Raw genomic sequence first — 19,252 nt, forward strand, 5'->3', positions numbered from 1 at the left:
CGCAGCCTGCTTCGCGCAGCACCCCCAAAGCAGCACCACGCCGTGCGGCACGCGGCCTAAGCTCAAGGCATCGAAAGCTTTCTTCGCTCTCGCTTCCATCGACACCGCCATGACGCATCCCACCGCATTGCCGCACCACGCCACGCTCGACGCCATCGACCGTGCCCACCTGATCCACCCCGTCTCGCCCTGGCGCACGCACGAGCAGCGCGGCCCCACCGTGCTGGCCTCGGCCCGCGGCGTGTGGCTCACCGATGCGAACGGGCATGAACTGCTCGACGCCTTCGCGGGCCTGTGGTGCGTGAACGTGGGCTACGGCCAGGAGAGCGTGGTGCAGGCTGCGGCCGAGCAGATGCGGCGCCTGCCCTACGCGACCGGCTACTTCCATTTCAGCAGCGAGCCGGCCATCCGCCTTGCGGAAAAGCTGGTGCAGATCACGCCCGCATCGCTGACGCGCGTGTACATGACGCTCGGCGGCTCGGAGGCGGTCGATGCCGCCGTGCGCTTCATCGTGCAGTACTACAACGCCATCGGCAAGCCGTCGAAGAAACAGTTCATCGCACTGGGGCGCGGCTACCACGGCTCCTCGTCGACCGGCGCGGGCCTCACGGCCTTGCCCGCCTTCCATCGCGGCTTCGATCTGCCGCTGCCCACGCAGCACTACATCCCGTCGCCCAACCCGTACCGCCATGCGGACGGCGGCGACCCGCAGGCCCTGATCGCCGCATCGGTGGCCTCGCTGCGCGCCAAGGTGGCCGAGCTCGGCGCGGACAACGTGGCCGCCTTCTTCTGCGAGCCGATCCAGGGCTCGGGCGGCGTCATCGTGCCGCCCAAGGGCTGGCTCAAGGCCATGCGCGATGCCGCGCGCGAACTCGACATCCTCTTCGTCGTCGACGAGGTCATCACCGGCTTCGGCCGCACCGGCCCGATGTTCGCCTGCGAGGCCGAAGGCGTGGAGCCCGACCTGATGACCATGGCCAAGGGCCTGACCTCGGGCTACGTGCCGATGGGCGCGACGATGATGTCGGAGAAGGTCTACGCCGGCATCGCCGACGGCGCGCCCGCGGGCGTGCCGGTCGGCCACGGCGCCACCTATTCGGCCCACCCGGTGAGCGCCGCGGTCGCGCTCGAGGTGCTGCGGCTGTACGAAGAGGGCGGCGTGCTCGCCAATGGCCAGCGCGGCGCGGCGCACTTCGCGGCCGGGCTCGATGCGCTGCGCGCGCATCCACTGGTGGGCGATGCGCGCCACCGAGGCCTGCTGGGCGCATTGGAACTGGTGAGCGACAAACAGGGCAAGCGCGGCTTCGATCCGGCGCTGGGCCTCGCGGACCGCATCTTTGCCGCGGGCTACCGCAACGGCCTGGTGTTCCGATCCTTCGGCGACCACATCCTCGGCTTTGCGCCGGCGCTGACCTTCACCGAGGATGAGTTCGCCCAGATGTTCGCGCGCCTGAAGAAGACGCTCGACGAGGTGCTGGATGCCACCGACGTGCGCGCGGCCCTGGGGGCCTGAGCGGGCGGGAAAGCACTGCCCCGGGACCTCGCCGGCAAAGCAGAATCGGATCCTCTTTCGTTTTTTCAGGACTGCCATGTCTGAAGCTTTCAAGATCGACCGACTCGACCTGCGCATCCTGGCCCAGCTGCAGCAGAACGGGCGCATGACCAACGTCGACCTCGCGGATGCGGTCGGCCTGTCGCCCAGCCCCTGCCTGATCCGCGTGAAGCGGCTCGAGCAGGCCGGCTACATCGCCGGCTACGGCGCGCACCTGCGGCTCGAGAAGCTCGGCGACACGCTCACCGTGTTCACCGAAGTCACGCTGCAGGACCACCACCGCGAGGACTTCGTGCGCTTCGAGGCCGCGATCCGAGAGGTGGACGAGGTGCTCGAGTGCCACCTGGTGAGCGGCGGCTACGACTACCTGCTGCGTTTCCTGACGCGCGGCGTCAACCACTACCAGGAAGTGATCGAGGAACTGCTCGAACGCAACATCGGCATCTCGAAGTACTTCAGCTACATCGTCATCAAGTCGCCGTTCATCAAGACGCACTGCCCGATCGAACGGCTGTTTCCCCACCCGCGATGACTGGCGTTTTCGACTGCCCACGCCCGACAACCCTCGTCCAGATCCTCTCGCCCGCCGGCCCGCTTCGTGCGGCTCGCTCTGGACCGGGAACGGCGAACCCTGGCGGTTGATTTGCCAAAATTTGCCAAAAGGCTTAAGCTTCGCATATGAGCACCATGAACGTATCCCTGCCCGAAGCCATGAAGTCGTTCGTGGATGAGCAAGTGGTCGAACGTGGGTATGGCACGAGCAGTGAATATGTGCGCGAGCTCATCCGCAAGGACCAGCAGCGGCTTCAGCTGCGCAGTCTGTTGCTCCAAGGAGGCCTCTCGGCGCCCACCAGCAGGGCAGACAAGGCCTACTTCGATGGCTTGCGCGAGAGGGTTCGCAACGCGGGAAAAAAGGGCGCTAGGGCTGGCGGAAGGTGAAGGCGAAAGCAGTCGTTCCGCGGGAACAGGCGAACCGAGACATTGATGAAGCCATTGCCTACTACCTGAGAGAAGATGCGGCAGCTGCCGCAATGAATTTCATCGATGCACTCGAAAAGGCCTACGACCACATCAGCCGGAATCCCGGAACGGGTTCTGCGAGCTACGCATATGAGCTCAGTCTGCCGGGGCTTCGCTTTTGGCCGTTGACTCGTTTTCCGTACCTGGTCTTCTACTTCGAACAGCCCGACTGCATCGACGTCTGGCGCCTCCTCCACGGCCAGCGCGACATACCTGCATGGATGCAGACGTAGGAAAACCATCGGGATCCAGCGCTTCAACCGAAGCCAACGAGATTCGGTTCGATGGTTAGTGATTTATCTGCCTGTCTCACACCCGCAAAGTTGGCGGCATCAAACCGACCTGAAGTCACGCAACGTTCAAACTCTGGCTGGCGCTCGGCGCCGTCCTCGCGACGCTGCTTCTCCCTACTGCCGGCCATGCAGAGATCACAAATGGGTGGATGCCAAAGGCCAGACACACTACGGAGCGCAAAGCCGACGCGGGCGAAGCCAAGGCGGTGGAGGCAAAAAATCTCGCCGCCTGCGGCGCCGCCAGGCTCCGCGCCCTCATCAGACCATTGCCGGGCGCGCTGCAGGTTCGCTCAGCCGCCGCGGCCGCTGGCAGTGGGGCCTTACGGGCCGCCCGTGGCAAGGCCAAAGCCACTCTTCGACGGACGAGATCACCGCACCGATGCATCGCAATGCGTGCTCGCGCGGAATGTTTTGAACGGGGCTGTCCGGCAGGGCAACGGCAGGCCGACCGACAAATACGATCGTGAAGTCGCCCAGAACGACACCAAGGCTTTTTGCAATTCGCGCTAGGCGCCCGCGCTGACTGGCGGCCCTGCGCTGGCGTTCCTGTAGATGGTCGCGGCGATCAAGGCCGCGCCGGCAAGGCAAAGGACCGCAAGCAAGATCAGCGCAGAACAGGCGCCTTGCGTAAAGGCCGCCACATCCGGATTCGAAAGTCCCGCGCCACCGCCTCCCAGAATCATGCGCTGCGAGCCGGAAGGAAGCTGTGCCAGCGCCACGCTCAGCGTCAGCGCCGTTCCCACCATGATGCCCGTGTTCTGCAGCGTCGACCGGACGCCGTTGGCGATGCCCCGGCGCTGGGGGACCACGCTCTGGAGGATCGATGCGTTGTTCGGCGTCACGAAGCTCCCGATGCCCAGGCCGAGCATCCAGAGGCACAGCGACAGCTGCACGGCGCCGATCATCGGTTGCAGCAGCGCCGCCAGCAGTGCCAAGGCGCAGGCTGCGAGCAGCATGCCGCCCACGCAGATGGATTCGGCCGCGAAGCGGCGAAGCAGGATGCCCGCCACCGGCGCAGCCATCAGCATGCCGAATGCCACCGGTGCGATGCGCTGGCCCGCCTGCGATGGCTGCAGGCCCGCGCAAGCCTGCAGATACAGAGCCACCAGCAGCAGTGGAGCCGCCTGCGTCATCGACAGGAGCAGGATGGCCGCGTAGGCGGTGCGGCGTCCCGGGTCGCCGAACAGCGAGGGGTCGACCAGCGGACTGGCCACGCGCATTTGAACGCCGGAGAAGAGGGCGATGGCGCACAGCCCCGCGAGCATGAAGGCCCACACCGGCGGGCTGGTCCATCCGCGGGTACCGGCCATCGAGAGTGCATAGGTCACGCATCCAATGCCGACGAAGGACAGTGCCGCGCCGGCCAGATCGAAGCGCTCGGCCTGGACGAGCGCACTTCTTGGCAGGATCTTCCAGGACCACGCCAGCACGCCGAGCCCGATCGGCACGTTGAGCATGAAGAGGACGCGCCATCCCCACCACGAGACGACGAAACCGCCCGCCAGCGGGCCCACGACCTGGGCCAGGGCCGCAACCATGGCGAGCACGCCGAGTGCCAGCCCCATCCTGCGGCGGCCGAAGGCATCGCCCACCAGCGCGCTGGCGTTGGCCATGACGCCGGCCGCACCGACGGCCTGGCAGATGCGGCTCGCCAACATCAGTTCGGCGGTGGGTGCGAAGGCGCATGCCGCACACGCCGCCACGAAAAGCCCCAGTCCTGCGAGGAAGAGCCGGCGCCGTCCCCAGAGATCGGCCAGCCGTCCGAAGCTGAGAATGCAGACGGTGCTGACCAGCATGTAGGACAGCAGGATCCAGCTCGCCTGCGCCGGCGAGGCATGCAGGCTCCGCGCCACGGCAGGCAGCGCGACATTGAGCGCACTGAGATTCAGGAAGCACAGCAGCGCGCCCGAACTGGCGGCCACGAGCACCGCCCAGCCCGCCCGGTCGGCGTCGTCGTCGGCCATCATCGATTCAGTCTTCGCTCCTGAACCCCGAGGCCTTGACGATGGGGCGCCAGTACGCCCGGTCCTCCCTCATGATGCGCGTCACTTCGGCGCCGGGAAGCCCCGTGGCCTCGAGGCCCATGCGGTCGACCTGCGCGCGCACCTGCGGATTGCGCATGGCCGCGAGGAGGGCCGCTTCCAGTTTCGCGGCCACATCCTTCGGCGTGCCCGCCGGCACGAAGGCGGCATAGGCGGCGTTGGCGCGGTCGAAGGCGTCGTAGCCTGATTCCTTGATGGTCGGAACGTCGGGCAGCCAGCTCAATCGCCGGGTCCCTGCCACACCCAGGATCCGCAGCTTGCCCGCGCGGTGGAGCTCGAGTTGGCTGGCCAGCGCGTCGGCAGCGAACGGCACATGGCCTCCGATGAGGTCGGTCGCGAGCGGCGCACCGCCCTTGTAGGTGACCGGCGCGAGCGGCACGCCGATGGCCTTGGACAGCTGCAGCACGCTGAAGTGCAGCGCGCCGCCGAGGTTGGTCAACCCCACGCTCGCACCCGTGGGGTTCTTCCTGACCCAGGCCACATATTCGGGGAGTGTCTTGAACGGTTGGCCTGCGCCGGCCGAAAGGACGCTGGGCACGTTCGCCAGATGCGCAATGGGGATGAAGTCCTTGTCGACGTCGTAGTTCAGCCGCGCATAGGTCATCGGAAAGAGGACGAAGGGCGGCGTCGCGCCCAGCAGGATGGTGCGGCCGTCGGGCCGGGCGGCTTTGACGGCCTCGATGGAAATCCGGGTCGAGGCGCCGGGCCGGTTCTCCACCAGCACGGGTTCCTTGAGCGTGGTGCGCAAGTCCTCGGCCAGCGAACGCGCCAGGTTGTCGAGCGCGCCGCCCGGCGGAAAGCCGATGACCAGCCGGATGGGCGCATTGCTGTCGGCATGCGCGGCGGCGCCGATCAGTGCGATCGACGCGCCGAGGAAAAGTGTCCTGAGAAACGAGGCCATGGTGGAGTACCTCCAAAGTTGTGGAATGGGAGCGGGAGAGGGGATCTAGAAGGCCAGGGCGGGCAGCGCGTTCGCCGGCCGGTGCGCGGCTTCGAAGGACGCCGCGGCCTGCAACAGCTGCAGGTCCTCGCGGAACCGGCCGACGAGCTGCATGCCGATGGGCAGGCCATCGCGGCCCGCGCCGCACGGCAGGCTGATAGCGGGGTGGCCCGTGAGGTTGAAGGGCATGGTCCAGGGAAACCAGTTCGGCCGCACTTCGGCATACGCCGCGCCATCGATCTCGATGCGGCCGAACAGGTCCTGGTCGATCGGCAGGGCCGTGCGCGAGAGCGTCGGCGTGAAGATGAAGTCGTGGCTCTCCAGCTGGGCCTGGACCTTGCGGAAGAGCGCGGTCCTGGCAAACATGGCCTGCTGGAAGGCGACCCCGTCGACGTGCTGCGCGAGTTCGAGCTGTTGCAGCAACGACGGGCTCAACTGGTCGGCATGCGCCGCGGCCAGCGGGGCGAAGCGGCCGCGCCAGCTGGTGTGGTTGATCACCCGCCACACCGGCTCGACGTCGTATCCGTCGCTCGACATCTCTTCGAGCTCCGCGCCCATGGAACGCAAGGTGTCCAGGGCGGCTTCGAAGGCGGCGGCGACGTCGTCGGAGATCGGACGCCCCTCGAGCGTTGCGCAGTAGAGGATCCGCTTGCCGCGCAGATCGCCGCCGGGTTGCAGAGCGTCGAAGTAGCGCTGCGCCGGCACGCCCAATGACCAGGGATCGGACCCGTGGGCGCCGGTCATGGCCTGCAGCATGAGCGCGGTGTCGGCCACGTTGCGCGTGGTGGGCGTCACGTAGGTGTAGTTGCCGAAAGCGTCCTGTACTTGGCTGTGAGGCACCACGCCCAGGCTCTGCTTCAGGCCGACCACGCCGTTGCAGGCGGCGGGAATGCGGGTCGAGCCGCCGCCGTCGGTGGCGATGGCCAGCGGCGCGATGCCGGCCGCGATGGACGCGGCCGCGCCGCCGCTCGAGCCGCCGCTGGTGCGCGTTCCATCCCAGGCGTTGCGGGTGCTGCCGAAAAGAGGAGCGTCGGTCAGGCACTTGGCGCCGAACTCGGAGGTGGTCGTCTTGCCGATGAGGATGGCCCCCGCCTGGCGCATGCGCGCCACCGCCACGGCGTCCTGCGTGGGAACGTGGTCACGATGCAGCAGGGAGCCGTAGGTCGTCCTGACGTTCGCGGTGTCGACGATGTCCTTCACCGTGAAAGGCAGGCCGTGCAGCAGGCCCAGTGCCTCGCCCCTCGTCACGGCACGTTCCGCCTCCCGGGCCTGCGCCATCGCCTGCTCGTGGCACAGCGTGATGAAGCAGTTGAGGTGCGGCTGCACGGTGTCGGCCCGGCGCAATACTTCTTCGACGATCTCCACCGGCGAGAGCTTTCGTTGCGCGACGAGCGTGCGCATGGTCGCGGCGGACATCTCGCAGATTTCGGACTTCGGAAGACGCGGAAACTTTTTCATGCGCAAATGATTGACGCACCGCACCATCGGGTCCAATACTGTTTTCTTGAAAAGGCATACGAGCAGCGTATGGCAGCACCAGACTTCAGAACGCTTCGCTACTTCGTGGCGGTCGCCGAGGAACGCAGCGTGGGCAAGGCGGCACGCCGGCTCAACATGGCCCAGCCGCCGCTGTCGGTCCACATCAAGAACCTGGAAGCGGCGGTGGGCACGCCGCTGTTCCGCAGGGCGGCGCGCGGCATGGAGATCACCGATGCCGGCAATGCGCTGTTCCAGCGTGCGAAGGAAGCGCTGCTGCTCGCCAACGAAGGCTTCGACGCGGCACGGGCGATCGGCTCGGGCCGCAGGGGCCGGCTCACGATCGGGACCATGGTCGTGCTGTCCTACCTGGTGCTCCCTCGCCTGGAGAACGCGCTGCGGGCGAAACTGCCGGATGTGGAAGTCCAGTACGTGGAACTGAACGCCCTCAACAACGTCTCGGCCCTCGTCGACTCGGACGTGTCGGTGGCGATCTGCATCCCGCCCGTGGCCCAGGCCGGCATCGCGGTCGAGCGCATCGGAACCCAGCCCTTGATGCTGGCCATGCATGCGGACTCGCCCCTGGCCCGCATGTCCAGCATTCCACTGGAGCGGCTCTCAGGCCTGCCCCTCATCGGGCTGCCTGTGCCGGATGGAGACGTCGACAAATCCGTCGTCGCCTCGATGCTTCGGCGGCACGGCGTCAGCATGCCGATCGCGCAGCGGGTCGAGACCATGATGTCGGCGCTGGCGCTCGTGCTGGCGGGCAAGGGCGTGGCCATCCTGCCGGCCTGCGCCCGGATCGGCCGGCCTCCGGGTGTGGTGTTCAGGGCGCTTCGCAACGTCGATGCAAAGATGGACATCGCCGCCTGCTGGCGCAGCGATTGGCAGAGCCCGCTCATCGAGCCCTTCCTGGCCTGCGCGCGCGCCTCTGTGCGGCAAGCTGCCTAGCGGAGGGCCGGGAGGTCGAGGCGGCAGCTGCATGCGTCGCCTCCGACTCGCGCCGGCCTGGCTGCTAGATGTGAAACGCCGCCAGCGCCCCCACCACAAGCCCCCCAGCCGCCACGCCGAACATCGCGCGCTCAAGCCACTTCTTCTTCGTCAGCAACGCAATGGCGGCCAGTGCGATCGACACCTGCAGCACGGTCGTCGCCTGCGCCCAGCGATGGTGCTGGTGCATCTGCTCTTCCGACTGGGCGTCCCATTGGCTCGCCTCGGCTTCCAGCTTCTTTGCGGCGGCCTGGATGTCGGTCTTCTCCTGCTCGTAGCGCGCCACCTTGAGCTGCCAGTCCTGCTTGCGGCCGTCGTCGGTCGCGGTGTCGCGCGCGAATTCGGCCAAGGCCTGCTTGGTGCTTTTCGACTGGAAGTAATTCCACTGGTTCGACGCCTCGGTCTTCTTGATCGCGGCGTTGTTCTTGTAGAGGCCCGCGTTGGCCTGCGTGGCGCCGCCCATGTACGAGAAGATTGCGCCGACGGTGGCGATCACGGCGGTGCACACCGCGATCTTGCTCGTCATGCTCATGCCACCCGACGGTGAGGCCGCCGTGCCGTCCCCATGGCCGTCGCCATGGCCAGCGCCGGATGCCGCGTGTTCAAGTTCGTGGTCGTGCGGGCCGTGCACGTGAAAGCCGTGTCCTGACATGGGATCCTTATTGAAATGGGTTTTCTCTGAACGCGTGCGAGTATGCCCGCCAGCAGACGAAAGCATTCATGCGCTGCGCGCGGGAATCGTTGCCTGCGCGTGCTGCGTTGTGGGCATTTGCGCGATGGCCCGGGCGACCGCGGCCCCGGAGGCGAGGGATTGAATCGGATGGTGCTGTATTTGTTATAAAAATGACCAGACACGCGACCGATTCCCTGATCCGTCGGCGGTACCTCATTACATATACGGCATTAAGTCGCCGCAAAATAGTGCTCTATTTGCTATAATTTGTGCAGGTGTAGGCAATGCGTCAGCCAGGGCGCCGTTAGAAATTTCACATGAGTTTTTATAGCAAATAAAGCATATGAACAGTCTGCCTGATCTTGGCCGCGCACTCGCGCAACTGCGCAAAGAGCGTGGCATGACCCAAAAGGAACTCGCCGCCTTGAGCGGCCTGGGCCAATCCACCCTTGCACGCTTCGAGACGGGCGGTGTCGCCGAGTTCGGCTCACGCAAACTGCTGCGTCTGCTGGAAGTGCTCGGCCACGAGATGAGCTACATGCCGATGAAGCGCAGCTTCACGCTCGATGACGCGCTGGCGGAGCGGCAACGCGCCTTCGCGCAGGACAGTGAAGCGCGCCGATGAAGCTGCACGTCTTCGTTCATGACAAGCCGGTGGCGACCCTGGAGTCTGCCGATGGTTTCCGCCACGTCATGGCCTATCACCCTGATGTCGAACCCACGCAGCTCGTTTCGCTGCTGATGCCTGCGCGGACGGAGTCCTATGCCTATCCCGACCTTCATCCCGTCTTTCGGATGAACCTGCCGGAGGGCTTCCTGCTGTCGATTCTGCAGGAGCAACTGGGGCCGCAGGTCGGTGCATCGCCGCTCAACCTGCTGTCGGTGGTGGGGCGCAACGCCATCGGGCGCGTGAAGGTCGCCATGCCCGGCGCCGATCCGACCCAGCCGCCCGTACCCTTCGAATTGAGGGAAATCTTGCGCGGCGACAACTCCGAGGCGGCCTTTGTCGACCTGGTGCGCCGATATGCCGTGTCCGGGGTGTCCGGCGTCGTCCCCAAGTTCCTGTCGCCGAACGCACTGACCGAGTACGGCAAAGGGACGCTGGCCACCGATCGGTACATCATCAAGGGGGCCACCGCCCGGCTCCCGGGCGTTGCGCTCAATGAACACCTGTGCATGGAAGTGTCGCGCCAGGCCGGCATTCCTGCCGCGATGACCGAAGTCTCCGAGGATGGCCAAGCGCTTGTGGTGCATCGCTTCGACTTCGACGAGGACGGCACCATGCGCAAAGGCATGGAAGACCTTTGCAGCCTGCTGTCGCTGCGGCCTGAAGAAAAGTACCAGTCGACCTGGGAGCGTGTGGTCGGCCGCATCAAGGATGTAGTGGATTCGCCGGCACAACAGAATGCGGCGTTGTCGCAACTGGCGGATCTGTTGCTGCTGACCTATGCGCTGCGCAACGCGGACTGCCACACCAAGAACATCGCGCTGCTCTACACGTCGCGCGAGAGCATTGCCTTGGCTCCCGTCTACGACATGTTGACCACGACGGTCTACGACGACTATGCGAAGAATCCGCCGGGTATGCCTGTCGAAGGGCGCAGCACCTGGATGCCGGGCAAGGCGCTGGAGCGGTTTCTGCAGACACGCTGCGGCGTGATGCCTGCGCAGACCAAAGAGCGTGTGGACCGCCTCTGCGAGTCCATCGTCCGCGTGACCCCGCAGGTGGTCGAGGCGGCCGGCCGCTATCCCGGATTCCGCGAGACGGCCAAGCGGATGCTGCATGCCTGGAACGCCGGAATGAACAGCCTGCGCCTGCAGAGGACCTGGAGCCTGCCGTCGCTGGACGTCGCGATCAAGCGGGCGCGTTTCTCGGATGCGAAGCCCGCGATATCGGCCCCGCGGGAAAAGATGGGCCGCTCGCCGCTCCTGGGAAAGCGGTGATGCCCCGCAGGAGGTCGCTGCGGCGCAATGGTCAGCGGCCCGCCTCGACGGCATCGGCCAGTTCGGCCAGCGTGCGGAAGTGGTAGTCGGGCTCGGTGTGCTTCGATTCGATGGTGCCGCCGGACCCCTTCTGCGCATGGCGGCGCTCGATCCAGCAGGTGGCGATGCCCAGCTGTTTGGAGATGCCGATGTCGTGGTACTGGCTTTGCGCCACGTGCAGGTTGTCGGCCTGTTTATAGCCCCAGGCGCCTTCGAAGCGGCCGCGCGCGTAGGCGAAGTAGCGCGCGTCGGGCTTTTCGCACAGGGCGTCGTCGCAGCTCAGCAGCATGTCGAAGGGCGAGCCCAGCGTCTGGTCGAAATGGGCCAGCGCCCATTGCTGCGCGTTGGTCATCGTGACCAGCTTGAAACGCGTGCGCAGCCGCTTCAATGCCTCCACCGAGTCCGGGAAGGCTGGCCATTGCGCCACCGAATCGCGCAGGCCGCGGGCCAGCGCATCGCTGTCGGGCAGGCCCAGCGCGGGCGCGATGGCGTGCCAGCAGCGCTCCAGGTCGTCGGGGTACCAGCCGGCCTGGCCGTCGGCGCGTGCCCGGCGGTAGGCGGCCAGGAATTCGTCGTCGCTCACGCGGGCATCGGGCACCGCCGAGCGGAGGTAGGCAAGCATGCCGACCTCGAAATCGATCAACGTGCCGACGACGTCGAAAGTGAGAACCTTGAAATCCTGCAGGGACATGGGAACAGCTCCAATCGAAATGGAAAAGGCGCGCAGCGGCGAAGAGACGACGACGGATGTCGTTCCACACGAGCATAGGAGCCTCGCTGTTCCCTTTCAGATCGAAGTGGGCATGCGAATCGGCATGTGATTCCGCAATCGGTGCCGTGGCGGCATCTTGTTTTGCCATGCCGGTGCCCGCCCTCCGAACCGGGCAGCCGCTCAGCGCGTCATCGTTCTCGCCAGCGTCTTCTGCGGCAGGTAGGCGCCGTGCGCCCGGAGCTTTTCGACCAGCACCTGCGTGTCGAGGTCGCAGGCCGGCTCGCCACTCGCGATCGACTGCGCGGCGGCGGTGCCCACGGCCTGTCCCATCATGTAGGCGGCCGATTGGGCGCGGATCGACCCATGCACCTTGGTGTCGCTCGAGTGGCAGCGCCCCGCCACCCACAGGTTCTGCGAGCCGCGCGGCACCAGGATGCTGTACGGAATGCCCACGCTGTTGCCGCGGCCCAGGTTGTCCTTGCCGTCGAAGTCGCGCAGGAAACGCTCGTACTCGGCCTTGGAGGTGTCGGTGGGGTGGACGTCCGTGGGCCGGTTGTAGACCGCGATCTGGTCTGGAAACTGCCGCTGGTTGCGGAAGTCCTCGATGCCCAGCTCGAACTCGCCGACGATGCGCCGCGAATCGCGCACGCCCATCACCGGCGCGGTGGTCAGCAGCTCGAGGTCGGCGCAGCCGGGCACGTACTTGCGAAAGAACTCCAGATATTCCACCGCCAGCTTGCGCCCGAAAACCATGCCGTCCGACAGGCTGCGGTTGGACAGCGGATTCAGGTTGAACACATGGCCCGCATTCAGGCTGGCCGTGCGCTCGCCGATCTTGTTCATGCCTGGCATGAAGAGGTCGGCCTGCGTGAAGTGGCCGTCCGCGATGGCTCGTTCCAGCAGCTCGGTCTTGGTGCGGGCCTTGGCCGCGTCGATGCCGCGCCAGTCGTCGCCGTAGGCCGGATCGTCCCAGCGCATGCCGCCGAAGAGCGAGCACAGCGTGCTCGGCGCGACGGTGTCCGTGTCGCGCAGCACGACCTTGCATTCGGCGCCCGCGAGCGCGGCCAGCGCGGCGTCGCCGGTTGCGTCCACGAAGGTCCGCGCCCGCACGTAGCGCAGGCCCTCGACATTGCTGAGCACCACGCCGCGCACGCGCCCGTCCTGCACGTCCGCTTCGATCAGCCGCGTGAAGAAGCGCAGCTCGACACCGGCCTCGACCGCGAAGTCGTCGAGGATGCGCTTCAGGTGCTCGGGCTTGAAGGGCACCCAGCGATTGAGCTGGCCGTCCAGGAATTCGCGAACCACGTGCGGGCCGAAGGCCTTCTGGCGCCACATCGTCTCCAGCAGCTCCTTCATGAAGCCGCCGACCAGCATGCGCTCGCCGTCGGACACCGGGCCGAAGGACGCGACCAGGCCCGACGTGCCCATGCCGCCCAGGCAGCCGGTGGCCTCGACCAGCAGGGTCTTCAGGCCCAGCCGGGCCGCGCACACGGCCGCGGCCGTGCCGGCGGGGCCGCCGCCGGCCACCACCAGGTCGTAGCTGTCATCCACGGGGATGGTGCGGCTGAAGGAATATTCGGACGGAGAGATCATGGGCTGGGTCATCGCTGGAGGAATTCTGTGGGCTCAGTTGGATGGCTTGTTGAGCGGCCTGGAGATCTCGGCAAAGCGCCGCATCTCGGACTGGATGAAGGCCTGGAACTCGTCCGGCCCTTGCGGCCTGACCTCGATGCCCATGTCGGCCATCGCCTTGGCCACGTCGGCGGTCGCCAGCACGGCAAGGATGTCGTCGGCCAGCCTGGCCGTCACCGCGCGCGGCACGCCGGCCGGCGCGGCAAAGCCGGCCCAGTTCACGGCTTCGAAACCCGGCAGCGTCTCGGCGATGGCAGGCCACTGCGGATAGAGTGGGCTGCGTTCCTTGCTGGTCACGCCCAGCACCTTGAGCTGCCCCGACCGGATGAAGCTTTCCGCGGAGGACGCCACCGAGAAGCCGAGCGGGATCTGCTTGCCGATCATGTCGGTGTACATCTTGGCCGCGCCGTTGTAGGGCACGTGCTGAAGCTGGATGCCCGCCATGTGGTTGAGCATCTCGCCGGCCAGCTGCGCGGAGGTGCCGATGCCGTTCGATGCGAACGACAGCGTCCCCGGGTTCTTCCTTGCCATGGCGATCAGTTCGCGCACGTTGTCGGCGCCGAAGTCGGCCGGCGCCACGAGGACGACGGTGAAATAGCCGACACGCGCGATCGGCCCGAGATCCCGGGCCGCGTCGTAGGGCAGGTCCTTGCGCTGGGCGGCATTGATGCTGAGCGAGCTTCCGAGCAGGGCGAAGGTGTGGCCATCGGGCGCGGCACGCGCGGTCGCGAGCGTTCCGATCACCACGCCGCCGCCCGGCTTGTTCTCCACCACCACGGACTGCTTCCACCGGGCTTCCAGCGCCTGCGCGAAGATCCGCGCCAGCCGGTCGGCCGCACCGCCCGGGGGCTGCGGAACGATCAGCTTGACGGGCCGGGTCGGAAACTCCTGGGCGTGCGCCACCCGGGTCCGCGCCAGCGCGCCCAGCAATGCGGCCTGCAGCAGGCGCCGGCGAGACAGCCGTCCGTCCTCGTGTGCATTCATCTTTCTTTGTCTCTGGTCTTGTCGGAGTGCCTTCATTGTTGTGAGGCCTGCTCGGCCCCGCAAATGAAAAGAATTGGCGAGGGCTTAACTTTTGGTTATGCACCCGCCGATCCTCGTCCGGCGGCATGCGATGGAGAATCCAGGCATGAACCTGCGCCACATGGAAGTTTTTCGCGCTGTGATGCTCACGGGCGGCGTCGTCGGCGCCGCCGAACTGCTGCATGTTTCGCAGCCGGCCGTAAGCAAGCTGCTCGGGCAGATCGCGCGCCAGACCGGCCTGACCCTGTTCGAGCGGATCAAGGGCCGGCTGATCCCGACCCCCGAGGCCCATCTGCTGCACCAGGAGATCGAGATCCTGTGGCGCGGCGTGGACCGGGTGCGCGACGTCACGCGCAGCCTGGCGCAGCCCGACACCGGCATGCTGCGCATCGCGGTGTCCGCAAGTCTTGCGCCTTACCTGGTGCCACAGGCCATGGCGCTTCTCCATGCGCAATACCCGCGGCTCAAGTGCCGGGTCGAGGTGCTCGTCGCGCCGATCATGGTCGATGCACTGCTCGATCGCTCGATGGATCTGGCGATCGGCCTGCTGCCCAACGACCATCCGAACCTCATTGTCGTCAAGCGCTACCAGTGCACGCTTGCCTGTGTCATGCGCAGCGACCATCCCGTCACGGCGCGCAAGATCGTCCGTTCGGCAGACCTGCGAGGCCATCGCATCATCACGTCCCCCGAAAGCAGCGCCTACGGCCGCAGCCTGCACCGGGCCTACGGCAAGGAAGCCGAGGAGCTCCACCTGGATGTCGAGGTACGTTCGTCGACGACCGCCTGCTGGTTCGCGCAGGCCGGCGTCGGCATCGCGGTGGTGGACCGCGCCGCCATCGCGGGGCAGACCTTCCACGGCCTGGCGGTGCGGCCCTTCAGCAGCAGCGAGCGGCTCGACGTCCACGTCATCCGCAACCGGTACCGCCCGATGTCGGTCGTGCAGCGCGCCTTCTGCGAGGCCTTCGACGAGGTCTGGACTCGGACGCCGGGCCTGGGTGGGCGGGCTCTCAGCCGGCCGCGCACTCGTCCGGAAGCTTCGCGATCACCTTGATCTCGAACTGGAAGCCGTAGAGCCAGGTCACGCCGATGCCCGTCAGCGTCGGGTGCGGCGCTTCGCCCCAATATTCTGCGACCACCTTCCAGATGGTCTCGAACTTCGATTCGGGGTCGACGATGAAGACCGTCACGTCGACCACGTCGTCGAAGCTGCAGCCCGCGGCCGAGAGGATCGCGTTGAGGTTCTCGAACGCGAGCCGGACCTGCGCCTCCAGGTCGGGCTCGGGCGAACCGTCGGGCCGGCTGCCGACCTGCCCCGATACGAAGAGAAAACCGTTGGAGCGGATGGCGGGCGAATAGCGGTTGCGCTCGTAGAGCGCCTGGCGGCCGGCGGGAAAGACAACGTTGCGTGCGGACATGGATTGGCTTTCTTTCCTGAAAAGGGAGGTTGTGATCGGTGGACTCTAGAGTGCGCGGCTGACTCTGAGGAATATTCCACTGGACTCAAACGCGGCTAACCTATTGATTTCCAAAAGCCATCCAAAGAGTCGCACCCGGATAGCGCGTTCTTGAGGCAGGGGAGCGCCAGGTAGGAAAGCACGACCATGGTTCCGACCATGAGCCGGCCCCTGCTGCCGACCCGATGGCACGCGCGGCGTCGAACCCTTCGTTGGCAAGGAGCAGCGCTTCTCTTGCGCGCTGGAAGAGCGCATTGCCGGCATCGGTAATTTCCATGCCGCGCGCCGACCTGCGAAAGAGGGCGTGCCCACCGCAGCCTCCAGATTTTTGATGTGCACCGACAGCGGCCGCTGGGCCATGTTGAGCCGGCGCGCCACCTTTCCGACGCTGCATTCCTCGGCCACGGCCACGGCCACGAAGTAGCGCAGCGTCCTGAAGTCAGGTGCTGCCATACGCTGTGCATAAGCCTTTTCAAGAAAACAGTATTGGACCCGATGGTGCGGCGCGTCAATCATTTGCGCCATGAAGAAGTTTCCCCGTCTTCCGAAGTCCGAAATTTGCGAAATGTCCGCCGCGAGGAGCGCGCACTGGTCGCGCAGCGCAAGCTGCTGCGGCGTCCGCCAGTTCGATCCGAACGTTGTGTGCGCGGGTCATTCCGGGCACCGAAAGGATGTGTGATGCCACCGAACGCGTTCGTGGCCTGGATGAGGCCTGCCGCGTTGGCGCCCGGTCCGGGATAAGTACCACACAGGTTCGAAATCGTCCTACCGCCTTCGGGGAGTGGCTGCTTGGAGTTCATCTCTCTCTCCTCAATTCCACCGCCGCGATAACGGCGCGGAGCCGGCGATGAACAATTCCCCCAACTCCGTACGCGAGCATCGGCATGGAGGTGCTGTTTCTCCTTGCATCAGGAACCCGACATTCGTATCGCCGGAGCCGTGTGACTGTCTAGCGACAGTGGTGCAACTCACACGCTTTATGTCGCAGGATTGCCAAAAATTCCTCAAAATTCGCGCAATACAACATTGTTACATTGGTTAAGATTTGCATATATTTAATCCAGCGGTTGACACCATTTTGGTGCGCGATGAAATTATGGAGGGTCGCAGCTCACTGTGTTCGCCGGTGATGAATTCGCTGAGACATCTCATTGCAGGTAAGCGCATGAACTGTTTGCGCAGCTGCGATTTGATGAAGGGTGAGTCAAATAACAAATAGATTCCATGAGTTGAATTGAGTGCTGAACGGATATTGAAGCGCTTTGGTGTTGGGGACAAATCAAACTGGCTGCCTGATTGATTGTGGATGCAAGCTGGGAATGGTGCGTCGCTCGTAGAAGCGGTTTTTGTTGAGCTGAACAATGCCTCTTCCCGGAAGAAAGGTGCGGAGGGGGCACGCGTTGCACTCAAGTTCGAGGAAACATGGATTTATTGATGTCCGATGTGCGGCTTTTTGTGAAAGCCGTCGAGGTGGGAGGGTTGACGCAAGCGGCCGACGCGTTAAGCGTGCCCAAGGCATCTGCGTCCCGGCAACTCAAGAGGCTGGAGGCCTTGGTCGGCCACACGCTCCTGCACCGGGGGGCAGGTCGTTTCGGTCTTACCGGTGAAGGGCGCGAGTTCCTTTCCACGGCGAAGGAAGTTCTGGAAGCGGTGAACCAGGCGCTCTCGCGGCTCTCCGACACCAACGAAGCTCTGACAGGCCAACTGCGGATCTCGGTTCCCGGTTATCTCGGCCGCGAATTGCTCTCCTCGCACCTGTCGGGCTTCATGGCCGCGCATCCTCTGCTCAAACTCACCGTCGACGTGAACTCCGATCGCGTGGATCTGTTTCGCGAAGATGCCGATGTGGCCATCCGGGTGGGGCTCGAGGGCTGCGAAGACCTCGTCGCGAGACGCATCAAGAGGCAGATCCTTGTCCTGTGCGCCGCACCCTGGTATCTCGAGCGCCATCCGGTGATCGAGACGGTCGACGATCTCGCGGGACACTATTTCTTGACCTGTGGTCCGGAGCGGCAGGCCATGGAAATGGTCGTTCCGGGTCTTGACCGCGAGTACATCGTCAGGGCTGCGGGCGTATTCCGAGCCAACGATCCGGAATTGCTGCTGAGACTCGCCTGCTCGGCCGGCGGAGTTGCCTTGGTCCCTCTTCTTTGTGCCAAAGCCGCGATCCAGAGCGGCTCCTTGGTCACTGTCCTTCCGTCATTCGAGCTGATGCCGGAAGAAGTGAATCTGACGTATTTGCCCGCGCGGCGCAATACTCGAAAAATCAGAGCCTTCGTCGACTTCATATCCAAGGCGCTAGAGCAAGCCTGATTTGCGCCTTCGCCGCATCGGAGGCCTTCGTGGTTCCGGCGGTTTCCCCACGTTCCATTTTTCAACGGCAATGCAGCCGGGCTTTCGCACGCCCCTGCGTTGTCGCAGGCAGTTCCACGCATTGACAGGATGGTGCGCGGTCTTAGCGGGCAAATCGAAAGAGGTTCCAAAATTGAAACCTCCACTTTCAAGATTGGAACCCCGTTTCCTTTGACCGCTGCAGGCACAATCGATGTAGGTTACAAGTGAAAGCGAACGTACATTGCTGTGAATAAGGGGGTCACGTCGGATGGATCCGTCCGCAGAAAAAAGTTTCGCTGCAATGTGATTTATTTCCAGGTATTTGTGGCCCTGCTGGCGATTCGTGCCGAATTGCCGTGATCTTTGAACTGGAGCAATCATGCTTATACAAAAATTGACTCAATCTTTTTTCCACGTCGCAGGCAGACTCCCTGCTTTGGCTGCAAGCTTTGGCGCCGGAATGATCGCCGTGGCCAGCCTGGCTGCGCCGGCCTCGGCGCAGACTGTCGCAACTCCGTCCGCGCTCGCTCCCGAGAAAACCGTTGCGGTCGCCCTGACGCAATTCAAGGTGGTGAAGGCTGCGGACGGCAAGGAGCAGCTGCTGGATGCTTCCTCCGTCAAGCCGGGCGACATCCTGGAATATCGCGCAACCTACGTCAACAAGACCGGCAAGGCGGTTTCCGGCCTGGTCGCCGATCTGCCGATCCCCGAGGGGCTCGAGTACCTGCCGCGCAGCGCCAAGCCCGGTGCCGCATTGGTCAAGGCGGCCACCAAGGATGGCGTTTACGGCGCCGAGCCGCTGACGCGGAAGGCCGCGAACAACAAGACGGAGCCCGTGCCCTACGGCGACTACCGCGCATTGCGCTGGACGCTCGGCCAGCTGCCCGCCGGCGGCGAGACCGCCGTGACTGCGCGCGCCAAGGTCGAGATCGTCGTTCCGCCAGAGCCGAAGACCTCCGCCGCGGCGCCGCAGGCGCCACCTGTGATGGTGCAGTCCGCTGCAGGCGCTGCCTCGCGCTGACCGGTCGACGGTGGTTTTGCCTCCTGGCTTCCGTTTTTCTGTTTCCTTGATTCCTTTGCTATTGCGCGCAACCCGGCCGCTGTCTTCCGTTCGCGGAATGCCTG

19 protein-coding genes are annotated in these 19,252 nt (G+C 65.3%); 10 read left to right on the top strand and 9 right to left on the bottom strand.

Features of this window, described 5'->3' with window-relative positions; translation table 11 throughout:
• Positions 1 to 109: 109 nt before the first annotated feature.
• The 4 genes from FB547_RS16610 (at position 110) to FB547_RS16625 (ending at position 2,805) form a co-directional block, all read left to right on the top strand.
• Positions 110 to 1,513: an aspartate aminotransferase family protein gene (locus FB547_RS16610; RefSeq protein ID WP_145744066.1), complete on the top strand. Its 1,404-nt coding sequence runs from the start codon at positions 110 to 112 to the stop codon at positions 1,511 to 1,513.
• A 76-nt stretch (positions 1,514 to 1,589) separates the two neighbouring features.
• Positions 1,590 to 2,084 (top strand): Lrp/AsnC family transcriptional regulator, encoded by a 495-nt coding sequence (locus tag FB547_RS16615; RefSeq protein ID WP_015865681.1) that lies wholly within the window; start codon positions 1,590 to 1,592, stop codon positions 2,082 to 2,084.
• A gap of 146 nt (positions 2,085 to 2,230) precedes the next feature.
• Complete coding sequence (locus FB547_RS16620) at positions 2,231 to 2,491, top strand: type II toxin-antitoxin system ParD family antitoxin (RefSeq protein WP_145744067.1); 261 nt, start codon at positions 2,231 to 2,233, stop codon at positions 2,489 to 2,491.
• The gene (locus tag FB547_RS16625) at positions 2,488 to 2,805 is read left to right on the top strand and encodes a type II toxin-antitoxin system RelE/ParE family toxin (protein WP_145744069.1); all 318 of its coding nucleotides are present in this window, start codon (positions 2,488 to 2,490) and stop codon (positions 2,803 to 2,805) included. The genes FB547_RS16620 and FB547_RS16625 overlap by 4 nt, the downstream gene beginning before the upstream one ends.
• Before the next feature lie 566 nt (positions 2,806 to 3,371).
• On the opposite strand, the gene FB547_RS16635 is transcribed toward FB547_RS16625, so the two are convergent.
• From FB547_RS16635 to FB547_RS16645, 3 genes are read right to left on the bottom strand one after another with little or no spacing between them, the layout of a single operon-like run.
• On the bottom strand, positions 3,372 to 4,829 hold the full coding sequence (locus FB547_RS16635) for an MFS transporter (RefSeq protein WP_145744550.1): 1,458 nt from the start codon (positions 4,827 to 4,829) through the stop codon (positions 3,372 to 3,374).
• A 7-nt stretch (positions 4,830 to 4,836) separates the two neighbouring features.
• On the bottom strand, positions 4,837 to 5,808 hold the full coding sequence (locus FB547_RS16640) for a tripartite tricarboxylate transporter substrate-binding protein (RefSeq protein WP_145744071.1): 972 nt from the start codon (positions 5,806 to 5,808) through the stop codon (positions 4,837 to 4,839).
• 45 nt (positions 5,809 to 5,853) lie between these two features.
• On the bottom strand, positions 5,854 to 7,263 hold the full coding sequence (locus tag FB547_RS16645) for an amidase (RefSeq protein ID WP_261380304.1): 1,410 nt from the start codon (positions 7,261 to 7,263) through the stop codon (positions 5,854 to 5,856).
• A gap of 111 nt (positions 7,264 to 7,374) precedes the next feature.
• Between FB547_RS16645 and FB547_RS16650 the strand changes: the two genes are divergently transcribed.
• Positions 7,375 to 8,274, top strand: a complete 900-nt coding sequence (locus FB547_RS16650) for a LysR family transcriptional regulator (RefSeq protein WP_145744073.1) — start codon at positions 7,375 to 7,377, stop codon at positions 8,272 to 8,274.
• A gap of 64 nt (positions 8,275 to 8,338) precedes the next feature.
• On the opposite strand, the gene FB547_RS16655 is transcribed toward FB547_RS16650, so the two are convergent.
• Positions 8,339 to 8,965, bottom strand: coding sequence for a DUF4337 domain-containing protein (locus FB547_RS16655; RefSeq protein ID WP_145744075.1), 627 nt, complete (start codon positions 8,963 to 8,965; stop codon positions 8,339 to 8,341).
• Between the two features lie 364 nt (positions 8,966 to 9,329).
• On the opposite strand from FB547_RS16655, the gene FB547_RS16660 reads away from it, so the two are divergent.
• On the top strand, positions 9,330 to 9,611 hold the full coding sequence (locus FB547_RS16660; RefSeq protein WP_145744077.1) for a helix-turn-helix domain-containing protein: 282 nt from the start codon (positions 9,330 to 9,332) through the stop codon (positions 9,609 to 9,611).
• Positions 9,608 to 10,930: a type II toxin-antitoxin system HipA family toxin gene (locus FB547_RS16665; RefSeq protein WP_145744078.1), complete on the top strand. Its 1,323-nt coding sequence runs from the start codon at positions 9,608 to 9,610 to the stop codon at positions 10,928 to 10,930. The genes FB547_RS16660 and FB547_RS16665 overlap by 4 nt, the downstream gene beginning before the upstream one ends.
• 31 nt (positions 10,931 to 10,961) lie before the next feature.
• Here FB547_RS16665 and FB547_RS16670 read toward each other — a convergent pair whose 3' ends face one another.
• The 3 genes from FB547_RS16670 to FB547_RS16680 form a co-directional block, all read right to left on the bottom strand.
• The gene (locus FB547_RS16670) at positions 10,962 to 11,660 is read right to left on the bottom strand and encodes an HAD-IA family hydrolase (protein WP_145744080.1); all 699 of its coding nucleotides are present in this window, start codon (positions 11,658 to 11,660) and stop codon (positions 10,962 to 10,964) included.
• A gap of 201 nt (positions 11,661 to 11,861) precedes the next feature.
• Positions 11,862 to 13,274 (bottom strand): FAD-dependent oxidoreductase, encoded by a 1,413-nt coding sequence (locus FB547_RS16675; protein WP_261380305.1) that lies wholly within the window; start codon positions 13,272 to 13,274, stop codon positions 11,862 to 11,864.
• 33 nt (positions 13,275 to 13,307) lie between these two features.
• Positions 13,308 to 14,297, bottom strand: coding sequence for a tripartite tricarboxylate transporter substrate binding protein (locus FB547_RS16680; RefSeq protein WP_145744084.1), 990 nt, complete (start codon positions 14,295 to 14,297; stop codon positions 13,308 to 13,310).
• A gap of 145 nt (positions 14,298 to 14,442) precedes the next feature.
• Here FB547_RS16680 and FB547_RS16685 point away from each other — a divergent pair, with 145 nt between their 5' ends.
• Positions 14,443 to 15,390, top strand: a complete 948-nt coding sequence (locus FB547_RS16685) for a LysR family transcriptional regulator (protein WP_145744086.1) — start codon at positions 14,443 to 14,445, stop codon at positions 15,388 to 15,390.
• Here the strand turns inward: FB547_RS16685 and FB547_RS16690 are convergent.
• Together FB547_RS16690 and FB547_RS16695 are read right to left on the bottom strand one after the other, a co-directional pair.
• Positions 15,347 to 15,754 (bottom strand): RidA family protein, encoded by a 408-nt coding sequence (locus FB547_RS16690; protein WP_145744088.1) that lies wholly within the window; start codon positions 15,752 to 15,754, stop codon positions 15,347 to 15,349. The genes FB547_RS16685 and FB547_RS16690 overlap by 44 nt on opposite strands.
• A gap of 45 nt (positions 15,755 to 15,799) precedes the next feature.
• Positions 15,800 to 16,318, bottom strand: coding sequence for a LysR family transcriptional regulator (locus FB547_RS16695; RefSeq protein ID WP_261380306.1), 519 nt, complete (start codon positions 16,316 to 16,318; stop codon positions 15,800 to 15,802).
• 897 nt (positions 16,319 to 17,215) lie between these two features.
• On the opposite strand from FB547_RS16695, the gene FB547_RS16700 reads away from it, so the two are divergent.
• On the top strand, positions 17,216 to 18,106 hold the full coding sequence (locus FB547_RS16700) for a LysR family transcriptional regulator (protein WP_145744090.1): 891 nt from the start codon (positions 17,216 to 17,218) through the stop codon (positions 18,104 to 18,106).
• 457 nt (positions 18,107 to 18,563) lie between these two features.
• Positions 18,564 to 19,148: a hypothetical protein gene (locus FB547_RS16705; RefSeq protein ID WP_261380307.1), complete on the top strand. Its 585-nt coding sequence runs from the start codon at positions 18,564 to 18,566 to the stop codon at positions 19,146 to 19,148.
• Positions 19,149 to 19,252 lie beyond the last annotated feature (104 nt).

The sequence above is a fragment of the Variovorax beijingensis genome, assembly GCF_007828835.1.
Classification (GTDB): Bacteria; Pseudomonadota; Gammaproteobacteria; order Burkholderiales; family Burkholderiaceae_C; genus Variovorax; species Variovorax beijingensis_A.

What these genes read in the sequence shown, in the direction of transcription:
- FB547_RS16615 (WP_015865681.1), top strand. Translation starts at nt 1,590, where the DNA reads ATGTCTGAAGCTTTCAAGATCGACCGACTCGACCTGCGCATCCTGGCC.
- FB547_RS16640 (WP_145744071.1), bottom strand. Translation starts at nt 5,808, where the DNA reads ATGGCCTCGTTTCTCAGGACACTTTTCCTCGGCGCGTCGATCGCACTG.
- FB547_RS16610 (WP_145744066.1), top strand. Translation starts at nt 110, where the DNA reads ATGACGCATCCCACCGCATTGCCGCACCACGCCACGCTCGACGCCATC.
- FB547_RS16620 (WP_145744067.1), top strand. Translation starts at nt 2,231, where the DNA reads ATGAGCACCATGAACGTATCCCTGCCCGAAGCCATGAAGTCGTTCGTG.
- FB547_RS16695 (WP_261380306.1), bottom strand. Translation starts at nt 16,318, where the DNA reads ATGGCGCAAATGATTGACGCGCCGCACCATCGGGTCCAATACTGTTTT.
- FB547_RS16660 (WP_145744077.1), top strand. Translation starts at nt 9,330, where the DNA reads ATGAACAGTCTGCCTGATCTTGGCCGCGCACTCGCGCAACTGCGCAAA.
- FB547_RS16700 (WP_145744090.1), top strand. Translation starts at nt 17,216, where the DNA reads ATGGATTTATTGATGTCCGATGTGCGGCTTTTTGTGAAAGCCGTCGAG.
- FB547_RS16645 (WP_261380304.1), bottom strand. Translation starts at nt 7,263, where the DNA reads ATGTCCGCCGCGACCATGCGCACGCTCGTCGCGCAACGAAAGCTCTCG.
- FB547_RS16665 (WP_145744078.1), top strand. Translation starts at nt 9,608, where the DNA reads ATGAAGCTGCACGTCTTCGTTCATGACAAGCCGGTGGCGACCCTGGAG.
- FB547_RS16670 (WP_145744080.1), bottom strand. Translation starts at nt 11,660, where the DNA reads ATGTCCCTGCAGGATTTCAAGGTTCTCACTTTCGACGTCGTCGGCACG.
- FB547_RS16680 (WP_145744084.1), bottom strand. Translation starts at nt 14,297, where the DNA reads ATGAATGCACACGAGGACGGACGGCTGTCTCGCCGGCGCCTGCTGCAG.
- FB547_RS16675 (WP_261380305.1), bottom strand. Translation starts at nt 13,274, where the DNA reads ATGATCTCTCCGTCCGAATATTCCTTCAGCCGCACCATCCCCGTGGAT.
- FB547_RS16650 (WP_145744073.1), top strand. Translation starts at nt 7,375, where the DNA reads ATGGCAGCACCAGACTTCAGAACGCTTCGCTACTTCGTGGCGGTCGCC.
- FB547_RS16655 (WP_145744075.1), bottom strand. Translation starts at nt 8,965, where the DNA reads ATGTCAGGACACGGCTTTCACGTGCACGGCCCGCACGACCACGAACTT.
- FB547_RS16635 (WP_145744550.1), bottom strand. Translation starts at nt 4,829, where the DNA reads ATGGCCGACGACGACGCCGACCGGGCGGGCTGGGCGGTGCTCGTGGCC.
- FB547_RS16685 (WP_145744086.1), top strand. Translation starts at nt 14,443, where the DNA reads ATGAACCTGCGCCACATGGAAGTTTTTCGCGCTGTGATGCTCACGGGC.
- FB547_RS16690 (WP_145744088.1), bottom strand. Translation starts at nt 15,754, where the DNA reads ATGTCCGCACGCAACGTTGTCTTTCCCGCCGGCCGCCAGGCGCTCTAC.